The organism is Paraburkholderia sp. J41 (assembly GCF_905220235.1).
Lineage (GTDB): Bacteria > Pseudomonadota > Gammaproteobacteria > Burkholderiales > Burkholderiaceae > Paraburkholderia.
Map to the genome: position 1 here is coordinate 16,476 of NZ_CAJMZE010000043.1, position 22,543 is coordinate 39,018.

General features: G+C 68.4%; 12 protein-coding genes. 8 read left to right on the top strand and 4 right to left on the bottom strand.

Annotated elements, in window-relative coordinates; all coding sequences use genetic code 11:
- Positions 1–95: 95 nt before the first annotated feature.
- Complete coding sequence (hrcA, locus tag U5805_RS28255; protein WP_322106810.1) at positions 96–1,115, bottom strand: heat-inducible transcriptional repressor HrcA; 1,020 nt, start codon at positions 1,113–1,115, stop codon at positions 96–98.
- A 727-nt stretch (positions 1,116–1,842) separates the two neighbouring features.
- On the opposite strand from hrcA, the gene U5805_RS28260 reads away from it, so the two are divergent.
- Positions 1,843–2,754, top strand: coding sequence for an NAD kinase (locus U5805_RS28260; protein WP_322106811.1), 912 nt, complete (start codon positions 1,843–1,845; stop codon positions 2,752–2,754).
- Between the two features lie 172 nt (positions 2,755–2,926).
- A complete protein-coding gene (gene recN, locus U5805_RS28265) occupies positions 2,927–4,606 on the top strand; it encodes a DNA repair protein RecN (protein WP_322106812.1) in 1,680 nt (559 codons plus the stop codon).
- 400 nt (positions 4,607–5,006) lie between these two features.
- Here recN and glnE read toward each other — a convergent pair whose 3' ends face one another.
- Entirely contained in the window at positions 5,007–7,814 is a 2,808-nt protein-coding gene (gene glnE / locus U5805_RS28270; protein ID WP_322106813.1) for a bifunctional [glutamate--ammonia ligase]-adenylyl-L-tyrosine phosphorylase/[glutamate--ammonia-ligase] adenylyltransferase, read from the bottom strand.
- A gap of 212 nt (positions 7,815–8,026) precedes the next feature.
- Here glnE and U5805_RS28275 point away from each other — a divergent pair, with 212 nt between their 5' ends.
- The 4 genes from U5805_RS28275 (at position 8,027) to aroG (ending at position 16,857) form a co-directional block, all read left to right on the top strand.
- Entirely contained in the window at positions 8,027–12,700 is a 4,674-nt protein-coding gene (locus tag U5805_RS28275; protein ID WP_322106814.1) for a YhdP family protein, read from the top strand.
- Between the two features lie 134 nt (positions 12,701–12,834).
- Positions 12,835–13,707 (top strand): carbon-nitrogen hydrolase family protein, encoded by an 873-nt coding sequence (locus U5805_RS28280; protein WP_322106815.1) that lies wholly within the window; start codon positions 12,835–12,837, stop codon positions 13,705–13,707.
- 95 nt (positions 13,708–13,802) lie between these two features.
- Entirely contained in the window at positions 13,803–15,269 is a 1,467-nt protein-coding gene (tldD, locus tag U5805_RS28285; RefSeq protein ID WP_322106816.1) for a metalloprotease TldD, read from the top strand.
- A 514-nt stretch (positions 15,270–15,783) separates the two neighbouring features.
- A complete protein-coding gene (gene aroG, locus U5805_RS28290) occupies positions 15,784–16,857 on the top strand; it encodes a 3-deoxy-7-phosphoheptulonate synthase AroG (protein WP_322106817.1) in 1,074 nt (357 codons plus the stop codon).
- Between the two features lie 40 nt (positions 16,858–16,897).
- Here the strand turns inward: aroG and U5805_RS28295 are convergent, their stop codons facing one another.
- Positions 16,898–17,830, bottom strand: coding sequence for a glycosyltransferase family 2 protein (locus tag U5805_RS28295; RefSeq protein ID WP_322106818.1), 933 nt, complete (start codon positions 17,828–17,830; stop codon positions 16,898–16,900).
- A 412-nt stretch (positions 17,831–18,242) separates the two neighbouring features.
- Between U5805_RS28295 and U5805_RS28300 the strand changes: the two genes are divergently transcribed.
- Positions 18,243–19,439, top strand: a complete 1,197-nt coding sequence (locus tag U5805_RS28300; RefSeq protein ID WP_322106819.1) for a glycosyltransferase — start codon at positions 18,243–18,245, stop codon at positions 19,437–19,439.
- A 154-nt stretch (positions 19,440–19,593) separates the two neighbouring features.
- Here the strand turns inward: U5805_RS28300 and U5805_RS28305 are convergent, their stop codons facing one another.
- Positions 19,594–20,871: an oligosaccharide flippase family protein gene (locus U5805_RS28305; protein WP_322106820.1), complete on the bottom strand. Its 1,278-nt coding sequence runs from the start codon at positions 20,869–20,871 to the stop codon at positions 19,594–19,596.
- A 272-nt stretch (positions 20,872–21,143) separates the two neighbouring features.
- Between U5805_RS28305 and U5805_RS28310 the strand changes: the two genes are divergently transcribed.
- Positions 21,144–22,529, top strand: a complete 1,386-nt coding sequence (locus tag U5805_RS28310; RefSeq protein ID WP_322106821.1) for a glycosyltransferase — start codon at positions 21,144–21,146, stop codon at positions 22,527–22,529.
- Positions 22,530–22,543 lie beyond the last annotated feature (14 nt).

Here is a 22,543-nt window from a genome sequence, read left to right on the forward strand (position 1 = left end):
GTTGGCCGTTCGGCTAATGGCGCGCGGGCGCGGGTTTCGGCGATGATCGACGCAAAAGGTAGGGCCGAAGGTGGTGCCGGAAGGCGGCGCGAGGCTCAGTTCTGGCTGAGCGTGAGTGAAAGCAGCCGCGCGGTGATGTCGACGATCGGAATCACGCGGTTGTAGGCCATGCGCGTCGGGCCGATCACGCCCAGCGTGCCCACGATCTTGCCGTTCACCTCATACGGCGCGGTCACCACGCTCATTTCCTCGATGGGCACGAGCTGCGATTCGCCGCCGATGAAGATCTGCACGCCCTGCGCGTGGCTCGAGACGTCGAGTAATTGCAGGAGACTGGTTTTCTGGTCGAACACGTCGAACAGCTTGCGCAGGCGCGCCATGTCCGAGGAAAGATCGGCGACTTCGAGCAGGTTGCGCTCGCCGGAAATGAGCACGGTGTCGCCGGTTTCGGGCTCCTCGGTGCTTGCGGTCACGGCCGCGTGCATGAGCGAGGTCATGTCGCCGCGCAGCGCGTCGATTTCCTCGCGCAGACGGCGGCGCACCTCGTCGAACGAGAGGCCGGCGAAATGCGCGTTGATGTAATTGGAGGCTTCAATGAGTTCGGAAGGCGTGAAGTCGCGCTGCGTCGCCATGATGCGATTCTGCACGTCGCCTTCGGGCGTCACGATGATGAGCAGAATGCGCTTGTCCGAGAGGCGCATGAACTCGATCTGCTTGAACACGTGGCTGCGGCGCGGCGTGAGCACCACGCCGGCGAACTGCGAGAGATTCGACAGCACGCTTGCGGCCGCCGCCACCACTTTTTGCGGCTCGCCGGGGCGCAACGTGGTTTTTACGGCGCGCGTGAGCGCGTCTTCGTCGGCGGAAGGCTCGACTGTGAGCATGGTGTCGACGAAAAGCCGGTAGCCGCGCGGCGTGGGCACGCGCCCGGCCGAGGTGTGCGGGCTGGACACGAGCCCCAGCTCCTCCAGGTCGGACATGACGTTGCGGATCGTGGCCGGGCTCAACTCCAGGCCGGAATAGCGCGACAGCGTGCGCGAGCCGACCGGCTGACCTTCGGCGATGTAGCGCTCGATCAGCGTTTTGAGGAGGGTTTGTGCGCGGGGATCTAGCATGACTGAAAATTCTAGCCTAATGCCGGGTCGGCGGCGAGTAGGCGGCCGGGCAGCGGCGGCGTGGCGCGCAGGCGGCGGCGCGTGGATCGGCTTGGGGTCCGCCTGCCCGACTCGGCGCTCGGGGTTTGCCGCGCGGGTTGCCGCTGCCTTTGCTGCCTTTGCTGCCTTTGCTGCCTTTGCTGCCTTTGCTGCCTTTGCTGCCTTTGCTGCCGCCTTTTGCCGGCGCCTTTGCTGCTGCCTTTACTTGCCGCCTTTGCCGCGCCGGTTGCCTGCGGTTTGCCGCCCGGTTCGCGCTGTCGAACGCCTCGCGGGTTTGTCCCGGCGTTCGCTGCGCTGGTTCGTCCGGCGTTCGCTGCGCTGGTTCGCCCGGCGTCCGCCGCGCGGGTTCGTCCGGCGTCCGTCGCGCGGGTTTATCTCGACGTTCGTCGCGCGGGTTTATCCCGACGTCTGCCTCGCGGTTCGCCCCGGCGTTCGCTGCGCTGGTTCGTCCCGGTGTCCGTCGCGCGGGTTGCCTTGCGGTTCGCCCCGCGCTTTACCGGGCAGCGCGCCGCATGCGCCCTCTCGCGCGCGGAGCACGAGCGCGGTTTCTGTCATCGCGATGTCACCGTCGGCGGCCCGGAAGGTACGCCCGGAAGCTACGCCCGGCAAGGTTCGCGGCGCTTTCGCGCAGCGTTTTCATCACGCCCGGATTGTTCTTTTCGCGACCTGACTATGGTGTAATGCCGGCATGCAGATCCAGAAGATCCAGAGCCAGTTCAAGACGGTTGCGCTCGTTGGGCGCAGCAACACGCCGGGTATCGCCGAGCCGCTGCTCGCGCTCGCCCAGACCATTGCGAAGCGCGGCTTCGAGGTCGTGTTCGAAGCGCACACCGCAACCGAAATCGGCGCCGAAGGCTATCCCGCGCTCCAGGCCGCCGAAATCGGCGCGCGCGCGGACGTGGCGGTGGTGCTCGGCGGCGACGGCACGATGCTCGGCATCGGGCGCCAGCTCGCGCCCTACCGCACGCCGCTCATCGGCATCAACCACGGGCGGCTCGGCTTCATCACCGACATCCCGTTCGCCGACATGCAGGAGATCGTGCCGCAACTGCTCGCCGGCTCGTTCGAGCGCGAGGAGCGCTCGCTGCTCGAATCGCGCATCACCCGCGACGGCGACCCGATCTATCACGCGCTCGCCTTCAACGACGTGGTCGTGAACCGCAGCGGCTTCTCGGGCATGGCCGAATTGCGCGTGAACGTGGACGGCCGCTTTATGTACAACCAGCGCTCGGACGGCCTGATCGTCGCCACGCCCACGGGCTCGACCGCTTACGCGCTGTCGTCGCAAGGGCCGATTCTGCATCCCCAGCTGCAAGGCATCGTGCTCGTGCCGATCGCGCCGCACGCGCTCTCGAACCGCCCCATCGTGCTGCCCGACGACTGCAAGGTGAGCATCCAGATCGTGGCGGGCCGCGACGTCAACGTGAATTTCGACATGCAATCGTTCACGGCGCTCGAACTCGGCGACGTGATCGAAGTGCGGCGCTCGCGCCATACCGTGCCCTTCCTGCATCCCGTCGGCTACAGTTACTACGCGACGCTGCGCAAGAAGCTGCACTGGAACGAACATCCGTCGCTGCAAGGCGACCCTGAAGAGTAACGAATCACGCCGCGCCGCCGGAACCGGGCGCCTGCCTCGCGCGCGTCGCGCGAAGCGGCCGCGAACCCGGCGCCCGGCAGTCCGTGCGTGTCAGCCGTAATCGCGCCGCATCCGCATGCCGAACCGTCGTCCCAATCCTCGCCCGAACCACGCACCCGCCACGCCTAAGCCCATGCTCCGCCATCTTTCGATTCGCGACTTCGTGATCGTCGCGGCGCTCGACCTGGAATTCGACAGCGGCTTCACCGTGTTTTCCGGCGAAACGGGCGCGGGCAAGTCGATTCTCATCGACGCGCTCGCGCTCACGCTCGGCACGCGCGCCGACGCCGCCGTGGTACGCACCGGCGAATCGCGCGCCGACATCACCGCCGAATTCGACGTGCCGCCCGACGTCGCGCACTGGCTCGAAGAACACGCGCTCGCCAACGGCGACAGCGAAAACACGGTGATGATGCGGCGCGTGGTCGACAGCAGCGGGCGCTCGCGGGCGTTCATCAACGGCACGCCGGCCACGCTCGCGCAGTTGCGCGAAGTGGGCGAAATGCTCGTCGACATTCACGGCCAGCACGCGCATCAATTGCTGATGCGCCCCGACGCGCAGCGCGCACTCTTCGACACGCACGCGGGCCTGACCGAACTCGCCGCCGCTGTCACGCGCGCATGGCGCACGGCGCGCGACGCGCGGGCCGCCGTGGAAACCGCGCAGGCGCGCGACCGCGAACTGCAACTGGAGCGCGAGCGCCTCGCCTGGCAGCTCGCCGAACTCGACAAGCTCGCGCCGCAGCCGGGCGAATGGGAAGAGGTGAACGCCGAGCATTTGCGGCTCTCGCATTCGGCGAATCTGATCGCGGGCGTGCAAGGCGCACTCGCGGCGCTTTCCGAATCGGACGAAGCGATGCTCTCGCATTTGAACGCGATCGTCTCCCGGCTGCGCGATCTCGCCGAAATCGACCCGGCGCTCAACGACGCGCTCGCGGCGCTCGAACCCGCGTCCATCCAGTTGCAGGAAGCCGCGTATTCGCTTTCGCACTACGCGCAGCGGCTCGAACTCGACCCGCAGCGGCTCGCGCAGGTCGAACGGCGGCTCGAGGCGCTGCATTCGGCGGCGCGCAAGTTCCGGCTGCAAGCCGAAACGTTGCCCGAGGAACACGCGGCGCGGCGCGAGCAGCTCGCCGCGCTCGACGCCGCCGCCGATCTGGACAGCCTGCAAAGCGCGGCCGCAAAGGCGCACGAGGCGTATCTCGTCGAAGCGCGGCAGCTTTCGAAAGCGCGCGCGAAGGCCGCGAAGGCGCTCGCCGCGGCGGTCACGCAAGGCATGCAGGAATTGTCGATGGCGGGCGGCAGCTTCGAAGTCGCGCTGGTGCCCATCGGTGGAAGCGGCGGAAGCGGCGAAAGCGGCGGCGCGCACGGTCTCGAGCAAATCGAGTTCCGCGTCGCGGGCCACGCGGGCGTGCCGTTGCGCCCGCTCGCGAAGATCGCCTCGGGCGGCGAACTCGCGCGCATCAGCCTCGCGCTCGCCGTGATCGCGAGCGCAGCCAGCCCAACGCCCACGCTGATCTTCGACGAAGTGGACACCGGCATCGGCGGCGGCGTGGCCGAAGTCGTGGGCCGTTTGCTGCATCAGCTAGGCGGCGACCGGCAGGTGCTGTGCGTCACGCATCTGCCGCAGGTCGCGGCGCGCGGCGATCATCACTTTCAGGTGGCAAAGTCGAGCGACGGCCAGGGCGGCACGGTTTCGGCGGTCACGCCGCTCGATAAAACCGGCCGCGTGGAAGAAGTCGCGCGCATGCTCGGCGGCCTCGAAATCACGGCAACCACGCGCCGGCACGCGAAGGAAATGCTCGCGGCGTAAGGGGCGCGTGGTTGCGCTCGCGCTCATGCAATCGCGCTTAGGCGTTCGGGTGCTTAGGCGTTCGGCGCTTAGGCGTTCGGTGCTTGTGCGTTCGGTGCTTGTGCGTTCGGCGCTTAGGCGTTCGGCTCTCAGGCGTTCGGCTCTCAGGCGTTCGGCGCTTAGGCGTTCGGCGCTTATGCGTTCGGCACTTATGCGTTCAGTGCTTACGCGTTCGGCTCACAGGCGTTCGGGCTTGTGTTCGGCGCTCAGGCCTTCAGTGCCCAGGCGTTTGCGCACACACGCCCGCGCCCCACGCATTCGCGCTCGCCCAGCCACTTCGCTCAAGCACGGCGCCAGCCCGCGCGGCACGCGCCGTCGACGAAATCCCCGAACGGCGGCGCGCACACCAAGCCGCAGCGTCTCAGCCGCGCTCGCCGAACACCCGCTTCCACAGCGCCAGCACCGCCGCGCGCTCGCCTTCCACGCGCGCCGGGTCCACGCGCGCCGTCTCCATGCCGTCGAGCCGCAGTTGATGCTGAAGCTTGCGATACAGCCGGTACGCCGAGCCGATCGTCTCGGCCTCGTCCGCGCCCATCAGCCCGAAGCGCGACACCTCGCGCAGCAGCGCGATATTGCCCGTGTTGCGGATCAGCTCGGGATCTTGCGCCGCGTGCAGCAGCACCCAGTACTGCACCAGAAACTCGATGTCGACCATGCCGCCGCGGTCGTGCTTGAGATCGAACAGCGCCGTGCGGTTCGGGTGGCCGTCCTCCACGCGCTGGCGCATTTCCACGATTTCCTTCGCAAGCGGCGCGGCGTCGCGCGGCGTGGTGAGCACCTGCACGCGAATCGCCTCAAACGCCCGGCCGATATCCGCGTCGCCCGCCGAAAAGCGCGCGCGCGTGAGCGCCTGATGCTCCCAGACCCACGCCGTGTTGGCCGCGTCGCCTTCGCGTAGCTGGTAGCGCCGGAACGCGTCGAGATCGGTGACGAGCAGGCCCGACTCGCCGTTCGGCCGCAAGCGCAAGTCGATGTCGAACAGCGTGCCCGCGCCCGTGGCCGTCGTGAGCCAGGTGATGAGGCGGCGCGCGAAGGCCGCGTAGATTTCCGAGGCGCGCTCGTCGTCGTCCTCGTAGAGAAAGATGATGTCGAGATCCGACGCGTAGCCGAGTTCCTTGCCGCCCAGCTTGCCGTACGCGATGGCCGCGAAGCGCGGCACCTCGCGATGGCGCCGCGCGAACTGCTGCCAGACCGTTTCGATGGTGATCTCGAGCACGGCGTCCGCGAGTTCGGAAAGCCGGTCGCTCACGTGCTCGACCGAAAGCCGGCCCGCGAGATCGTTGAGCAGGATGCGAAACACTTCGGCCTGATGCGCGTGGCGCAGCAAGTCCATCTGCTGCTCCATGTCGGCGGCGGCGGCGAGGCGCGCGCGCAGCAGACGCGAAAACTGCGGCCAGTCGAACGGCGTGAACACGGCCTCGTCGTCGAGCAATTCGTCGAGCAGTTGCGGATGGCGGATCAGATAGCCGGCCGCCCAGCGCGAGGCGCCCACCACCTTGAGCACGCGGCTGAGCGCGTCGGGGTACTCGGTGAGCAGCGCGAGATACGCGCCGCGCCGGATCACGGCTTCGAGCAGGTCGAAGAGGCGCGCGAGCGTATCGCCGCGCCGCTCGCGCGGCTCCAGCGTGCGCGCCGCGTCGAGCGCGCGCTGCGCCACGGTGTCGAAGCGCTCGCGGCTCTTTTCCGGCAAGCCCGTGTAGCGCGCCGACTGCCACAAGCCGCGCAGGCGCGCGAGCAGCGGCGCCGGGTCGTCGATGCCGAGTTCGGCGAGGCGCGCGAGCAGGTCGTCGTCGGCGCCTTCTTCGGCGAGCGCGCCGCTCCACACCCACGCAGCCGCGCCGTCGCCCGGCGCGCCCGACTCGCCGTTGGCCTTGTCGGAGAAGATTTGCGCGAACTGCCGCTCGACCTTTTCGCGGTGCGCGTCGAGCGCGGCCCTCAGCGCGGCATAGTCGGCGAAGTCCATCGCGGCGGCGAGCGCCGCGCGTTCGGCGTCGTCCACGGGCATGGCGTGCGTTTGCGCGTCGTCGCGATATTGCAGCCGGTGTTCGAGCGTGCGCAGGAAATGGTAGGCGCGCGTGAGGTCGGCGCAAATCTCCGGCGCGATCAGCCCGCGCGCGCTCGCGTAGCCGAGCACGGCGAGCGTCGGGCGCACGCGAAAGCCGGCGTCCTGGCCGCCGCGTATCAGTTGAAAAACCTGCGCGCTGAATTCGATCTCGCGGATACCCCCGCGCCCGAGCTTGATGTCGTCGGCCTTGTCGGGGCGCATGGTGGCGCGGCGCTGCGCTTCCTGGCGAATCTGCACATGCAGCGAGCGGATCGCGCTGATCACGCCGAAATCCAGATAGCGCCGGTAGACGAACGGCTTCACGAGCGCGTCGAGCTGGCGCGCGAGGCGCAGCGCGCTCTCGCTGTCCTCCTCCGAAACGAGCCGCCCCTTGATCCATGCATAGCGCTCCCACTCGCGCCCCTGCACGTAGAAATATTCTTCGAGCATGCCGAGGCTGCACACGAGCGGCCCGGAGTCGCCGTTCGGCCGCAGCCGCATGTCGACGCGAAACACGAAGCCGTCCGCCGTCACGTCGGAGAGCGCGCCGATCAACCGCTTGCCCATGCGCGTGAAGTAGTCCTGGGTGGCGATGGCCGGGCGCTGGCCGCCCGTGGTTTCGCCGTCGTCCTCGTACACGAAGATCAGGTCGATGTCCGACGAAACGTTGAGTTCGCGCCCGCCCAGCTTGCCCATGCCGACCACGCCCAGCGTCAGGCGCTCGCCGTCCGGCCCGCGCGGCTCGCCGAACAGCGCTTCGAGATCGGCGCTCACGGTGGCGACGGCGCGCTGGATCGCGACTTCGGCGAGATCGGTCATGCTGCCCGTGACTTCGGCCACGTCGGCCACGCCGCCGAGATCGCGCTCCATCACCGTGCAGATGACTTCGGCGCGCAACTGGCGCAGCGCCTTCTTCAACTGCTCGTCGGTGAGCGGCGCGCCGGGTGCGGCGTTTGCTTGAGCACGAATCAGGTCGCTCAAGGCGTCGAGCCGCGCGACGATGCGCTCGCGCGTGAGCGGCGCCGCCGCCAGCGCCTCGACTTGCGCCGCCAGCCCGGGACGCGCCGCGTAGGCGCGAGCCGCGTAACGGGAGTAGCTGGAACTCAGAAGAGGAATGTCGGTCATGAAGTCCTGCTTTGCCGCAACGGCGGTGTCTCGATCACAGCGCGCCCGCCTGAAGCGGGCAGGACGCAGCAAGCAGCAGCAAGCCGCAACAAAAAGCCGCAATACGCCCGCCGCCGGCCCGTTCCGGACAGCCTCGAATGACCGGCCCGGCGGCCCTCTGTGATACATTTCGTGGTTAGAACGCAACGCTACCATACCGCACCCGCCGCAGCATGTCCGAGCGAAACGATCCCGCCGGCCCGCCGCACTCCGAACATGCCGGTCATGTCAGCCGGGCTGCGCAGGCGACGTCCCCGCATCACCATCATCCGGTTCTGCGCCACACGCTGCGCGTGCTGGCCGTCGTCGCGCTCGTCCTTTACTTCGTCGTCGCGGTGCTGCTGCTCGGGCTGCGCTACGTGGTGCTTCCGCACGTGGACGACTTCCGCCCGCGCATCGAAAAACTCGTCTCCGGAAAGATCCACGCCGACTTTCGCATCGGCAAGCTCGCGCCGCATTGGTCGGGCTTTCAGCCCGGCATCGACGTCAGCAACCTGACGATCCGCGACCGCCACGGCCAGGTCGCCCTCAGCGTGCCGCACGCGACGGCTTCGGTGTCGTGGCGCTCGATCGTGCTGCTCGAACCGCTGCTCTCGAGCGTGATCGTCGAGGAACCCGACGTGCGCATCGCGCGCGAGGACGACGGCACGATCACCGTCGCGGGCGTGCCGATGCCGACCACGCACACGGGCAACGCCACGTTCTCCACCTGGCTGCTGCGCCAGGAAGCCATCGTGCTGCGCGGCGGCACGCTGCGCTGGCACGACGCCACCCACGACGCGCCCGAGCTCGCGCTCTCGCACATCCGCTTCGCGATTCTCAACAACGGTTACGACCACCGCGTGGCGCTCCAAGCGCCCGCCGAAGGCACGGTCCTGCACGGCCCGCTCGACTTCCGCGCGCACTTCACGCACGCGCGCTTTTCGCAGGCGGGCAAGCCGCTCGGCTGGAGCGGCGACGCCTATCTCTCGACCGGCCCCGTCGATCTGCCGACGCTCGCGCGTTACGTGAATCTGCCGATCGAAACCCGCGCGGGCCGCATCGACAACGCAATCTGGGCGCACTTTGCCCAAGGGCGCCTGCTGGCCGCGAGCGGCGCGCTCGAAGGCGCCAGCATCGCGCTGCGCGTGAAGCCCACGCAGCCGGTGCTGGACATGCCGGTCGCGAGCTTCCACTGGAGCGTGGGCATCGAGCCCGGCGACTACGCGCTCTCGCTGCGCGACTTTCACGCCGAACTCGGCCAGCCGCCGCTCGACGACGGCACGCCGCTCACGCGCTCGCTCGCGCTCACGACGCTCGACGCGCGCTTTCGCCAGCAAACGTTGCAGCACGGCCAGTTGATGTCGGTGAAAGGCGACCGCATCGACCTCGGTATCCTCGCCGAATTCATGCGCGCGCTGCCGCTGCCGCCGCGCGTGCAGGCGGCGCTGGTGCGCTTCAATCCGCGCGGGCTGGTGGCGAACTACGACCTCGGGCTGGAGCGCGCGAAGCCCGACAACGGCGAGGCCGCCGCCGAGCAGCGCGGCACCACCAGCACGGAGCCGATCGCGCACTATCGCTTCAAGGGCGATCTGCAAGGCATCAGCGTGGCGGCGCAGGAACCGGGGCCGGGCCTCACGCCGCGCGGCCACCCGCGCGCGGGGCTGCCCGGCGTGGAGAACCTCTGGGGGCATATCGACGCCGACGAAGCGCACGGCACGCTCGATCTCGACACGGCCAACGCGGCCATCACCATCCCCGGCGTGTTCGACAATCCGCGCCTCACGTTCGACCGCCTCGACGGCGCGATGAAATGGACCGTGGCCGCCGAGCGCGAGCCGGGCCACAAGCTCAAGGCGTTCACGGTGGACGTGACGAGGCTCGGCGTGCAGAACGCCGACGTGCGCGCGAGCATGAACGCGCACTACACGAACCCCGGCGCCGGACGCGGCGCGCTCGACCTGGTCGCGCGTTTCGACGAGGCCAGGGTCAGGGCGATCCCGCGCTACCTGCCCACCAGCATCACCGAAAAAACCCGCGTGTATCTCGGCCACGGCTTGCAGGCGGGCATTTCGAAGGGCGCGACGATCGAGATTCACGGCGATCTCGCCCAGTTCCCCTACTCGCGCGCGCCCGACGCGGGCCAGTTCCGCATCGTCGCGCCGTTTTCGGGCGGCCGCTTCGACCCTTCGCCGTTCCCGCCCAAACGCATGCGCAACGGCGCGCCCAACGTCTGGCCCGCGTTCGACGGCATCGACGGCGTGTTCCGGCTGCACGAAAACAAGCTGCGCTTCGACGTGACGCGCGGCCACTACCGCAACTTCGTGCTGCACGACGTGAGCGGGCGCATCGAGGAACTCGGCATCAAGGGCTCGGATATCGTCATCAGCGGCGCGGGGCGCGGGCCGCTCGCCGATCTGCTCGATTACGCCGACAACAGCTCGATCGGCATCATGGCGAAGCACGCCACGCGCAAGGTGAGCGCGCAAGGCCCGGTCACGCTGGCGCTCACGCTCACGATCCCGCGCGTGCCGCAGCCGAAGGTGAAGCTGGGCGGCGCGATCGGCTTCGAGAACGACACGCTCGCCGCCGACAACGTGCCGCCGGTTTCGAATCTCACGGGCAAGGTGCGCTTCACGAACCGCAGTGCGAGCGTCGACAAATTGACGGCGCGCTTTCTCGGCGGCGACGTGCGCGCGAGCGGCGGCTTGCGCGAGGACGGCCGCTACACCGTGAACGTGGCCGGCGACGTGGCCGTGGACGCGGCGCGCGGCCTCAACCTGCGCGGCACGGCGGCGGCGGTGCTCGGCCGGCTTTCGGGCGCGGCGCCCTACTCGCTTTCGGTGGCGGGCCAGCGCGGCCATTTGCCCGACGTCGCCGCCAACGCCGACCTCACCGGTCTCGCGCTCGATCTGCCCGCGCCGTTCGGCAAGGCGGCGGGCACGCCGATGCCGCTGCGCTTCGAGTTGCAGCCGGGCCTCGGCAGCGATCCCGCCAATGCCGCGACGCCGGGCGACGCCGCCGCGCGCGAGGCCGCCTACCAACACGCCGAACTCACGCTCGGGCCGCTCGCCGCGCGCTACGTGCTGCGCCGCAATCCGGGCCACGTGCCCGAGGTGGTGCGCGGCGCGATCGGCATGAATCGTCCCGCCGATCTGCCCTCGCAAGGCGTGACGGCGGCCGTCGACCTCCCCGCGTTCGACGCCGACGCGTGGCGCGCGGTGGCGCTGCAATTGCGCGCGGCGGCGGGAAGCAGCACGGCATCGGCAAAAGCGGCGGCGAATCCCGTGGCGAATCAGGCGGCGAAACAGGCGACGGAAACCGCGGCGAAACAGGCGACGGAAACCGCGGCGAAACAAGCGGCGAAACAAGCGACGAAACAGGCGGCGAAATCGGCGACGGAAACCGCGGCGAAACAGGCGGCAAATCCGGCGGTGGAAAAGGCGACGAATCCAGCGGTGGAAAACGCGGCGAATCCGTCAACGAACGTCCCCGCGAGCGCGGAGACGAATGCGATGCCGCCGGCAAACGCAGCGCGGCACACCACGACGCCAGCCCTAGCATCGGCGCAAAGCACTGCCGCGCCCGAAGGAACGAGCGGAACCGATGGAACCCACGGAGCCGACGCCGCGAGCACAGCCGGCGCCGCACCCGCCGCAGCCACCGCGCCGCTCACGGCGAGCGCCTTCGCGCAATACCTGCCTTCGCGCTTCGCGGTCCACGTCGGCATGCTCACGTTGCTCAAGCGGCACTGGGAAAACGTCGTCGTGGGCGCCTCGCGCAGCGGCGAGCGCGGCAACGAATGGCAGGCCAACGTCGCCTCGAACCAGGTGTCGGGCCACGTCTCGTGGAAACCGGGCGCGGCGCCCGGCGCGCCGGGCACGCTCCAGGCGCGGCTCGCGCGCCTCGTGGTGCCCGCCGCCACCGAAAACGACCTGCTCGGCCAGGCCATTTCGCAGCCCGCGCAGAACATGCCCGCCATCGACCTGGTCGTGAACCAGTTGATCGTGCGCGACCGCGATCTCGGCCGCCTCCAGGTCAACGCGCACAACTTCGACGAAAACGGCGTGCCGGTCTGGCAGCTCGACACGCTCGACATCAGCAATCCGGCCGCGCATCTCACGGCCACGGAAAACTGGCGCGCCATCGGCGACACGGCCGTGACCGAGGATTCCGCCGCCGCGGGCATGCAAACGCCGCGCCGCACCGCGCTCGACTTCCATCTCGACATCAAGGACGCCGGCGCGCTGCTCGAACGCGCGGGCCTCGCGCATACGCTCAAGGGCGGCGCGGGCTCGCTCTCGGGGCGGCTCGCGTGGCGCGGCGGCCCCACGCGCATCGACTATCCGACGCTCGACGGCAACCTCGCGCTCGACTTGCGGCACGGCCAGATTCTCAAGGTCGATCCGGGCGTGGCCAAGCTGCTTGGCGTGCTGAGCCTGCAAAGCCTCGCGCGCTACGCGCAGATGGATTTCCGCGACGTGATCGGCCAGGGCTTGCCGTTCACGAGCGTGACGGGCACGGCGCAAATCCAGAACGGCATCGGCCAGACCAACGACTTCAGGCTCGTCACCGCGCCCGCGCGCGCGACCATGGCGGGCCGCATCGACGTCGCGCATCAGACCCAGGATTTGCGCGTTCACGTGGTGCCCACGGTGAGCGCGGGCGCGGGCGTGATCGCGGCGGCCGTCATCAATCCGCTGCTCGGCCTGGGCGCGCTGGTGGCCGACTTCGCGCTCTCGCACACGGTCGAATCGGCGTTCGCGATGACCTACGCGATCACCGGCTCGTGGTCCAAACCGCACGTCGAGCGGCTCCACGGCGATCAGGGTAAGATGGACGCGCAGGTGCCGGCCGTCGCGCAGTGAGTGCTCGCCGCGCGGTTTCGCCGTAAGTGCTTCGTGCGTTCCGGCAAGCGTCGCCCAGGCACGAAACAGGTGCCGATGGGGACAAGCTCCGCGCCTGCGACCACTCCAGCCTTGAGAGCCTTCGATAACCGCCGATGAGCGCCACTCCCGAATCGCACGAAACGCACGAATCGCACGAAACGCCGGCAACGCCCGAATCGCCCTTTCGCGTCGCCGCGCTGCAAATGGTCAGCGCGCCCGACCGCGAGCGCAATCTCGCCGATGCCGAACGCCTGATCGCCGAAGCCGCCGCCGCGGGCGCGCGGCTCGTGTTGCTGCCCGAATATTTCTGCTTCATGGGCCACAAGGACACCGACAAGCTGGCGATCCGCGAACCTTACGGCGACGGCCCCATCCAGCGCTTTCTCGCCGATGCCGCGAAGCGCCACGGCGTGTGGATCATCGGCGGCACGCTGCCCCTGCAAGCGCCGGAAGAAGGCCGCGTGCTCAACACCACGCTCGTGTTCGACCCGAGCGGCATGGAGCGCGCGCGCTACGACAAGATTCATCTCTTCAACTTCGAGAAAGGCGCGGAGTCGTTCGACGAGGCGCGCACGATCCGTCCCGGCGAAGCCGTGCGGACCTTCGAAGCGCCGTTCGGCCGCGTCGGCCTCTCGGTCTGCTACGATCTGCGCTTTCCCGAGCTGTATCGCCGCATGGGCGACTGCGCGCTGATGGTCGTGCCGTCCGCGTTCACCTACACCACGGGCGAGGCGCACTGGGAAATCCTGCTGCGCGCCCGCGCGATCGAGAACCAGTGCTACGTGCTCGCGGCCGCGCAAGGCGGCAAGCACGAAAACGGCCGCCGCACCTGGGGCCACAGCATGCTGATCGACCCATGGGGCGAGATCGTCGCCATGCGCGACGAAGCGGCGGGCGTGGTGGCCGGCGACATCGACCTCGCGCGCGTCGCGAGCGTGCGCACGAGCCTGCCCGCGTGGCGGCATCGCGTGCTCGGGCGCGCCTGATCGCTCCATCGAACCCACGGTTGCGGGCCTTGATTTCGCAGTGAAGCGCCCGAATCTCCCTTCACAGACTCATCGTTAGATTTCACCCCAAGCGCATGAACATCATCGAACCCGGCATCCGCAATCTGGCGACCGCGAAGGACCTGCTCCTCACGCCCTACGGCCTCGACGAGGCCGTGCTCACGCGCACGCTCGGCGAAATCTTCACGCATCGCGTCGATTACGCCGACCTCTACTTCCAGACCACGCGCAGCGAGGCGTGGAGCCTCGAGGAAGGCATCGTCAAGTCGGGCAGTTTCAGCATCGACCAGGGCGTGGGCGTGCGCGCCGTCTCGGGCGAGCGCACCGCGTTCGCGTACTCCGACGACCTCTCGCCCGAAGCGATCCGCCAGGCCGCCATCGCCACGCGCTCGATCGCGAAGGCCGGCGGCGGCAAGCAGAAGATCCAGGTCGCGAAGTCGCTCACGGGCGTGACGGGCCGCGATCTGTATCTGCCGTCCGATCCGCTTTCGTCGCTCGACGCCACGGAAAAGGTGAAGCTGCTGGAGCGCATCGAGCAGATGGCGCGCGGGCGCGACCCGCGCATCACGCAGGTGATGGCCGCGCTCGCGGGCGAATACGACGTGGTGCTCGTCGCGCGCAGCGACGGCGCGCTCGCCGCCGACATCCGCCCGCTCGTGCGCGTTTCCGTCACGGTGATCGCCGAGCAGAACGGCCGCCGCGAGATCGGCAACGGCGGCGGCGGCGGACGCTTCGACTACGCGTATTTCAGCGACGACGTGCTCGGCAAGTATGTGGACGACGCCGTACACGCCGCGCTCGTGAATCTCGAAGCGCGCCCCGCGCCCGCCGGCGCGATGACCGTCGTGCTCGGCTCGGGCTGGCCCGGCGTGCTGCTGCACGAAGCCATCGGCCACGGTCTGGAAGGCGACTTCAACCGCAAGGGCTCGTCGGCGTTCGCGGGCCGGATCGGCGAACAGGTGGCGGCGAGAGGCGTCACCGTCGTGGACGACGGCACGCTGCCCAACCGCCGCGGCTCGCTCAACATCGACGACGAAGGCAACCCCACGCAATGCACCACGCTGATCGAGGACGGCATTCTCAAGGGCTACATTCAGGATTCGCTCAACGCGCGCCTCATGAAGATGCCGGTGACGGGCAACGCGCGCCGCGAGTCGTATGCCGCGCTGCCCATGCCGCGCATGACCAACACGTACATGCTCAACGGCGATAAGGACCCGCAGGAGATCATCGGCTCGGTGAAGAACGGGCTTTACGCCGTGAACTTCGGTGGCGGCCAGGTCGACATCACGAACGGCAAGTTCGTGTTCTCGGCGTCCGAGGCGTACATGATCGAGAACGGCAAGATCACCTACCCCGTGAAGGGCGCGACGCTCATCGGCAGCGGCCCGGAATCGCTCAAGTACGTGAGCATGATCGGCAACGACATGAAGCTCGATTCGGGCGTGGGCGTGTGCGGCAAGGAAGGCCAGAGCGTGCCCGTGGGCGTGGGCCAGCCGACGCTGCGCATCGACCGCATGACGGTGGGCGGAACGGTTTAAGGCACGCTTGCGGGACGCTTGAACCACCGCTGCCGGAGCTAACCGGCCGTGATTCGCCGCCTGGGCGACACGGCCGGTTTTCTTTCGGCGGCCGCGCTGGCGTGCTCCGTTCCGCCGCCGGATTGCGGCGAATGCGCAGGGATGCGGCTTTCCCGCATCCATTTGCGAACTTCACGCATGAAAAAGGAAATTTTCGCGGATTTCCCGCTTTGTCGCGATAATCCGCCTTAACTCGCTTGCCAGCCACGAGAAGGCCGGGTTATAAAGGCAGTCACCCTTTTCGACGTACGCACGCTCAAACGCACCCGTCATGTTCGCCGCCAAGTTTTATTTTTACTTTTTTTGGTATCTCAGACCGCTGGCGGATCGAGAGGGTTGATAGTACGCGCAGGAACCCGAATACACGAAAAACCGCCAGCCCAGCCTGGCGGTTTTTTTTTCGCCCAACGTTTTATCGCTACGCAAGCCAACGCAACACCGAACGCACGCTACGCACCGCATCAGGAGAACAACCATGCCCCCGCACAACACCGACGATGTCCGCATTCGCGAACTCAAGGAACTCACGCCGCCCGCTCACCTGATCCGCGAATTCCCGTGCTCGGAAGCCGCGTCCACGCTGATCTTCGAATCGCGCCGCGCAATGCATCGCATCCTGCACGGCATGGACGACCGCCTGATCGTGATCGTCGGGCCGTGCTCGATTCACGACACCAAGGCCGCCATCGACTACGCGAAGCGCCTCGTCGAGCAACGCAAGCGCTTCAGGAACGAACTCGAGATCGTGATGCGCGTGTACTTCGAAAAGCCGCGCACCACGGTGGGCTGGAAAGGTCTCATCAACGACCCGTACATGGACAACAGCTTCAAGATCAACGACGGCCTGCGCACCGCGCGCGAACTGCTCGTGTCGATCAACGAACTGGGCCTGCCCGCCGGCACCGAATATCTCGACATGATCAGCCCGCAGTACATCGCCGACCTGATCTCGTGGGGCGCCATCGGGGCGCGCACCACCGAATCGCAGGTACACCGCGAGCTGGCTTCGGGGCTGTCGTGCCCGGTCGGCTTCAAGAACGGCACCGACGGCAACGTGAAGATCGCCGTGGATGCGATCAAGGCCGCCTCGCAGCCGCACCATTTCCTTTCGGTCACGAAGGGCGGCCACTCGGCCATCGTTTCGACGGCCGGTAATGAGGACTGCCACGTCATCCTGCGCGGCGGCAAGACGCCGAACTACGACGCCGAAAGCGTGAACGCGGCATGCAGCGACATCGGCAAGGCGGGGCTCGCCGCGCGCCTGATGATCGACGCGAGCCATGCGAACAGCTCGAAGCAGCACGAGAACCAGATTCCCGTGTGCGCCGACATCGGCCGTCAGGTGGCGGCGGGCGACGAGCGCATCGTCGGCGTGATGGTGGAATCGCACCTCGTGGCGGGCCGCCAGGATCTGAAGGAAGGCTGCGAGCTGACCTACGGCCAGAGCATCACCGACGCCTGCATCGGCTGGGACGAAAGCGTGAACGTGCTCGAAGGTCTCGCCGAAAGCGTCAAGCAGCGCCGCATCGCGCGCGGCAGCGGCAATTAAGCGCTAAAACGCGCGCCGCGCGCGAGCGAAGGGGAGCGCTTCACAAGCGCGCGGCGCGCTCGGGCTTCACCGAGCCCATGCACATCTCGGCAATGCCGATCACGTTGCCGATCAATCGCCCGCGCCGGTCGAGGTGCGCTTCCGGGCGCACCGACTTCACGCAGTTCATGCCGATGGCGCGCACGATGTTGCTCGCCGCCTCCTTCTTCGACATCACGCCCTTGCGGCACAGATACATCGCGTTGACGACCTGCGAGTAGCCGAACTTGCGGCCCGACACGCGCCCGCCCTGAATGCCCAGATGCACGCCGAGCAGCCAGTCGCAATACGCGAGGCCGCCGCTGCGCGCAAGCCGGCGCGAAAAATCCTTGTCCTCGAGCCAGCCGTAGAGCACGAGCCGTTCGTCGAAGCGCAAGCCCGCGATCTCGCGCGCGCGGCACGCCATGTTGCAGCCGTAGAGTTCGACGCACGGACGCAGCGGCGGCCGTTGCAGCGCTTCGTCGCGCGCGCCGTCCACGAGCGCGAGCGCCTCTTCCCACGCCACCGGCTGACCCGTCGCGCCGTCGCGCAAGGTGCGGCCCGACACGCCCACGAGCGTCGGCTGGCTTGCGAAGAGTTCGGCGCATTGCGCCACCCAGTGACGCTCGGGCGCGAAGTCGTCGTCGAGAAAAATCACCACGTCGATGCCGGGCGCGAGCGCGTCGAGCGCGCGATTGCGCTGGATGCTGGAACCCGCGCTGCCGAACAATTCGTCGACGCGCAGACCTTCGGCGTCGTACGGGCCGAGATCGGCCTTGCAGGTCGCGGAAAGCAGCACCTGATCGGGGCGCTGCGTCTGGCGCGCGAGCAGGCGCACGGCCCACGCCGTCGCGGCGGGACGGCCCTTCGTCGCGATCACGACGGCAACGCGCAGGCGCGCCGCTGCCGAAGCGGCGGCGCGTGGCGGGAGCGTATCGGTGGCGAATGAGGTCATCGGTTTCTCCGCGTCGCGAGGCGAGACTACGAGTGAAACGAGGTTAGCATGCACGCCTCGCGCGTCATGCGCGGCGCGCGTCAAGTTGTCCGAAACGATCTAGGCAACGGCCGATCGCTTCGCTTGGCAACGCATTTTTCGACCGCGCCGCGAAGCGCTTTCAACGCCTCGATACGTGTTTGCGAACCCTGCACGAGTCGCATTCGAGTGCTTGTTTGCAGCGCTTTTATGAACGGCGCATGCGCCATAGCGCGGCAACGTGCGCGCACGCATGTCGATAGACAAAAACGGCTAACGCTTTCTTTTCGCGTCGCCTACAACTGCTACGAGAGAAGGTGCAAACACGACCGTCGCCACAACGCTTCGTTACGGCTTCGTCCCGCTTTGACCGCATCTCCCGTGGAGCCCCACCGTGGAAAACGAGATCATCGCTTCGCGCACGACGCTTTCCGGTGCGCACGCCCTCCCTCATGCCAATCCCGCCGCGAGCGAGCCGGCGAGCGACGTGCGCGGCAAGCGCCCGCTCGTGTTCTACGTGCAGCCGCTGATCGCGCGCTATCGCATGGAAGTCGTCGAGTCGCTGTGCCGCCTCTTCAATGTGAAAGTGTTCGCGTGCTCGCAGGGCGTGGAAGCGAGCGGCTTCTCGCGCGAGCGCCCGCACTGCGACGCGTTCGTCGAAACGCGCATCGCCAGCCTCGCCTCGCAGCGTCTTTCGATGCAAAGCCATGTGCTGCGCCACATGCTGCGCGAGCGCCCCGACGCCGTGCTGATCTTCGCCGACGTTCGCTATCTTTCGTTGTGGCTCGCGCTCGCGGCCGGCCGCGTGATGCGCGTGCCGGTGCTGATCCACGGCCAGGGGCTGTACCGGCACGATCGCGCGGGATGGGCGCGCACGCTCGGCTATCGCATGGCGGTCGCGCTCGCGGTGCGCTACGTCTGCTACACGGAGGCGTCGCGGCGCTCGCTCGAAGCCGTCGGTTGCCCGGCCGCGAAGCTCGTGGTCGCGAACAATTCGCTCACCGTGACCTGCGCCGTCGATCCCGCGACGAAAACCGGCGGCGAGAACGGCGTGCTGTTCATCGGCCGCTTGCGCGAGGAGGCGCAGATCGAGCGCCTGATCGACGCCATCGACCTGCTGCGCGGCGAAGGCAGCGACATCGTGCTGCACGTGATCGGCGACGGCGAACACGGCGCGCGCCTGAAACGCGTATACGGCGGACGCGGCGACGTGATCTTCTACGGCGCCGTATTCGACGACGACGAGATCGCCGCGATCGGCGCGCGTTGCCGCGTGGGCTGCTACCCCGGCTCCGCGGGCTTGAGCGTCGTGCATATGTTCGCGCTGAGCTTGCCGCCCGTCGTACACGACCGCTTGCCGCAGCACATGGGCCCCGAGCCGGGCTATGTCGAGGACGGCAGCACGGGCTTCACCTTCGCGCGCGAAGGCGGCGCGGCCGCGCTCGCCGCAACGCTGCGCGTAGTCTGGGCGATGCCGCCGCAAGCCATGCGCGCCACGGCCGCCGCCGCGCACGAGGTGTATCGCCGGCTCAACTCCCCCACGCTCGGCCACCAGCTCGCGCAAATCGTCGAAGCCGCGCTGCGTGCGTGATCGTGCGTCGTGCGTCGTGCGTCGGGCGTCGGGCGTCGGGCGTCGGGCGTCGGGCGTCGCGCGTCGGGCGTCGCGCGTCATACGTCGGGCGCGATTGTGCGTTGATGCGGCGCGATCGTGCGGTCCTCTCGCGCGCGGTGATCGCGTGCGAGCGCTAGGGGCGCCGCGCGGTCAGCGCGTGCGCCGCGCCGTGCCGCGACACGCGCCAGAGCATCCACGCCGCGCCCGAGGCGAGCCCGAACGTCATCGACCAGGCAATGCCCGTCACGCCATAGAAGTGCGTCGCGGGCGGCACGCTTGCGATCAGCGCCGCCACCTGGATCAGCGAAGCGACCGTGACCGAGCGCGCGTCGCCCACCGCGCGCAAATACGAAGCGAGCACGGAATTCAACGCGCTGATCGCCATGTTGATGACGAAGATGCGAAAGAGCGGCACGGCCGGCAGCCACGCGGCGCCCAGCACGATCGAAAAGAGCGGCTCGGCGGCAAAGCGCAGCACGATCACGACCGCGGCCAGACCCAGCGCCGCGACGCCCAGATACACGCGAAAGAGCCGCGCGGCCGCGTGCGCGCCGCCGCGATGATGCGCGGCGAAGGTCGGAAAGAGGTATTGCGACATGGCGAGCGCGGCGTCGGCGAGCAGCATCTGCGCGAGTTTCGACGACATCTGCCACGCGCCCAGTTGCGCGGGCCCGAGCAGCTTGCCGACCACCACCTTGTCGAACTGATTGGTGATCAGGATGATGACGCTGCTCGCCCAGATCCAGCGGCTGAAGCCCACGTAATGACCGATGCCCGACCAGCGCAGCCGGATGGGCGGGCGCGGCGCGAGCGTCGTCCACGTAAGCACGCTCTTGAATGCCTCGCCGATCATCATGCCGATCAGCAGCGAATACGGTCCCATGCCCGCCAGCGCGAGACCGACGCCGATCACGCAATCGACACAGCCCGCCGAGATTTCGAGCGCCGCGATGTGCTGGAAATGCCGCTCGCGCTGCGCGATGAAATACGCGGGCGAAGCGAGACCGCGCAACAGCGGCAGCAGCGCCGCGATCTGCACGAGCGCGAGCGCGCCGCCCAGATGAAACTGCGCGTCCATCAGCGGCGCGCAAGCCACGAGCAGCAGCGCGATCAGCAGGCCGCGCGTGGCGAGCGTGGTCCAGACGGCGCCCGCCTGGTCGCGCGTGGGCGGCACCGAGCCTTGAATCACCGCTTGCGCGAGCCCCGTGTCGGAGAGCGCTTCGGCAATGGCGACGGCCAGCAGCGCGACGCTCGCGAGACCGATCGCCGACGGACCGAGAATGCGCCCGATCACCAGGAACTTCACGGCCACGAGACCGCGCACGACGACCTGCTGCAACAGCACCCACGTCGCCGCGCCGGGACCGAAGCCCGCCTTCACCGGCCACGCCGGAAGCCGCATCGCGCGCAAATGATCTCTCCTCTGAAAACCGCCGACCCGCAATGAAGCCCGTGAACCATTCCCGGGCACGCCCCGCAGACCTTACCGCGCCGCGCCTGCGCTCACGCGCCATCTGCCAGGCGGATTCGGACGCCCGCGAAATGCCCGCCCTGCCCCGCGCGCGCCTTGCGAAGCCGTTCGCGCGCGCCAGGCAAATTCGGCCATCGGGCGCCGCAATTTGGCGCGTGTCTGCGGTTTGGCGCTGCTAATGTGCTCGGAACGTCATTCCTCGGGCTGCCTGCATGGAAACCGCGCCGATCGCCACCTACCGCCGTGCCGACCCCAACGCCGCCGGCGCGCTCGACGGCGCGCTTCACGACACGCCGGGCGCGGGCGGCCCGCCCGCGCGCCCGGACGACGGCTGGATCGCGATCATCGAGCCGAACTTCACGGGCCACCGCTGGCGTTACGTCGACTGGATCGCGCAGGCGTGCGTGGAAGCGGGCCATCGCTGCCTGGTCGTCACGGATACCGGCAACGCGTCGCACCCGCTCGCGCAGCGCATCGCGCAGCAAGCGCGGCCCGATCTGCGCCTCGTGCTGCTCGACCTGCATACGGTGCCGCGCGGGCCGCTGTTCGCGGCCAGCATCTACATGCGCTTTCGCGACTTCTACGCCCGCGCGCTCGCGCAGGTGCGCCGCACGCTGCCCGTGCGGCTCGTCGTCGCGCCTTATGCCGATTACTTTTTCTACACGCTCGCGCCGCTCGGCACGCCGTTCGGCGACACGCCGTGGATCGCGATCGTCATGGGCATGACGTTCCATCATGCGGGCGCGGGCTTGAACACGCCGCGCCGTCCGTTCGTCGATGTCGCGAAGGCGCTGCTGTTCAGGCGCGGCATGCGCGTGCGCGGGTTGCGCAAGCTTTTCACCATTGATCCGACGCTGCCCGAATGGTTCGCCGCGACGAAACCCGCGCGCGCCGCGCCGCTCGACTACGTGGCCGATCCGTTTCCCGAAACGAGCGCCGCCGATCAGCAGGAAGCGCGCGCGCGGCTCGGTCTCGATCCCGACCCGCGCCAGCGTTATCTGCTCGTGTACGGCGCGATCGGCCAGCGCAAGGGCGTGCGCGAATTGATGCGCGCGCTGATTCAGGGCGGCACGCAAAGCGCGCCGCCGCGCCTCGTCATCGCCGGTCAGCACGAGGACGACGAAACCCGCGCGTTCATCGCCGAACACGCGCCGCAAATCTCGCCCGCGCCCGTGATCTTCGAGCAGTTCGTGCCCGACGCGATGGAGCGCGATCTGTTTTCCGCGTGCGATGCCGTCTGGCTCGGCTATGTCAGGCATTACGGCATGAGCGGCGTGCTCGTGCAGGCGTATCGCTTCAACAAGCCGGTGCTCGCGAGCGCCGACGGCCTGATCGGCTGGTTCTGCCGCGACGGCTCGCTCGGCCCGCGGCTCGACGATCTCGAACCCGCTTCCATCGCCCGCGGGCTCGACGCGCTCGCCGCGCGCTGGGCGAGCGGCGCGCGCGAGGGCAACGAAGCGAACGATGTAAGCGACGTGAGCGATGTGAGCGCGGGAAACGCGCCACAGCCTGCCGCGCAGCCGTCCGGCGCCGCGAAATTGCTCGCGCTCAACACGCTCGATCAGTTCAAGCGCACGCTGCAAGCCGCGCTGGCCTGAACGCCGCGCGGCCG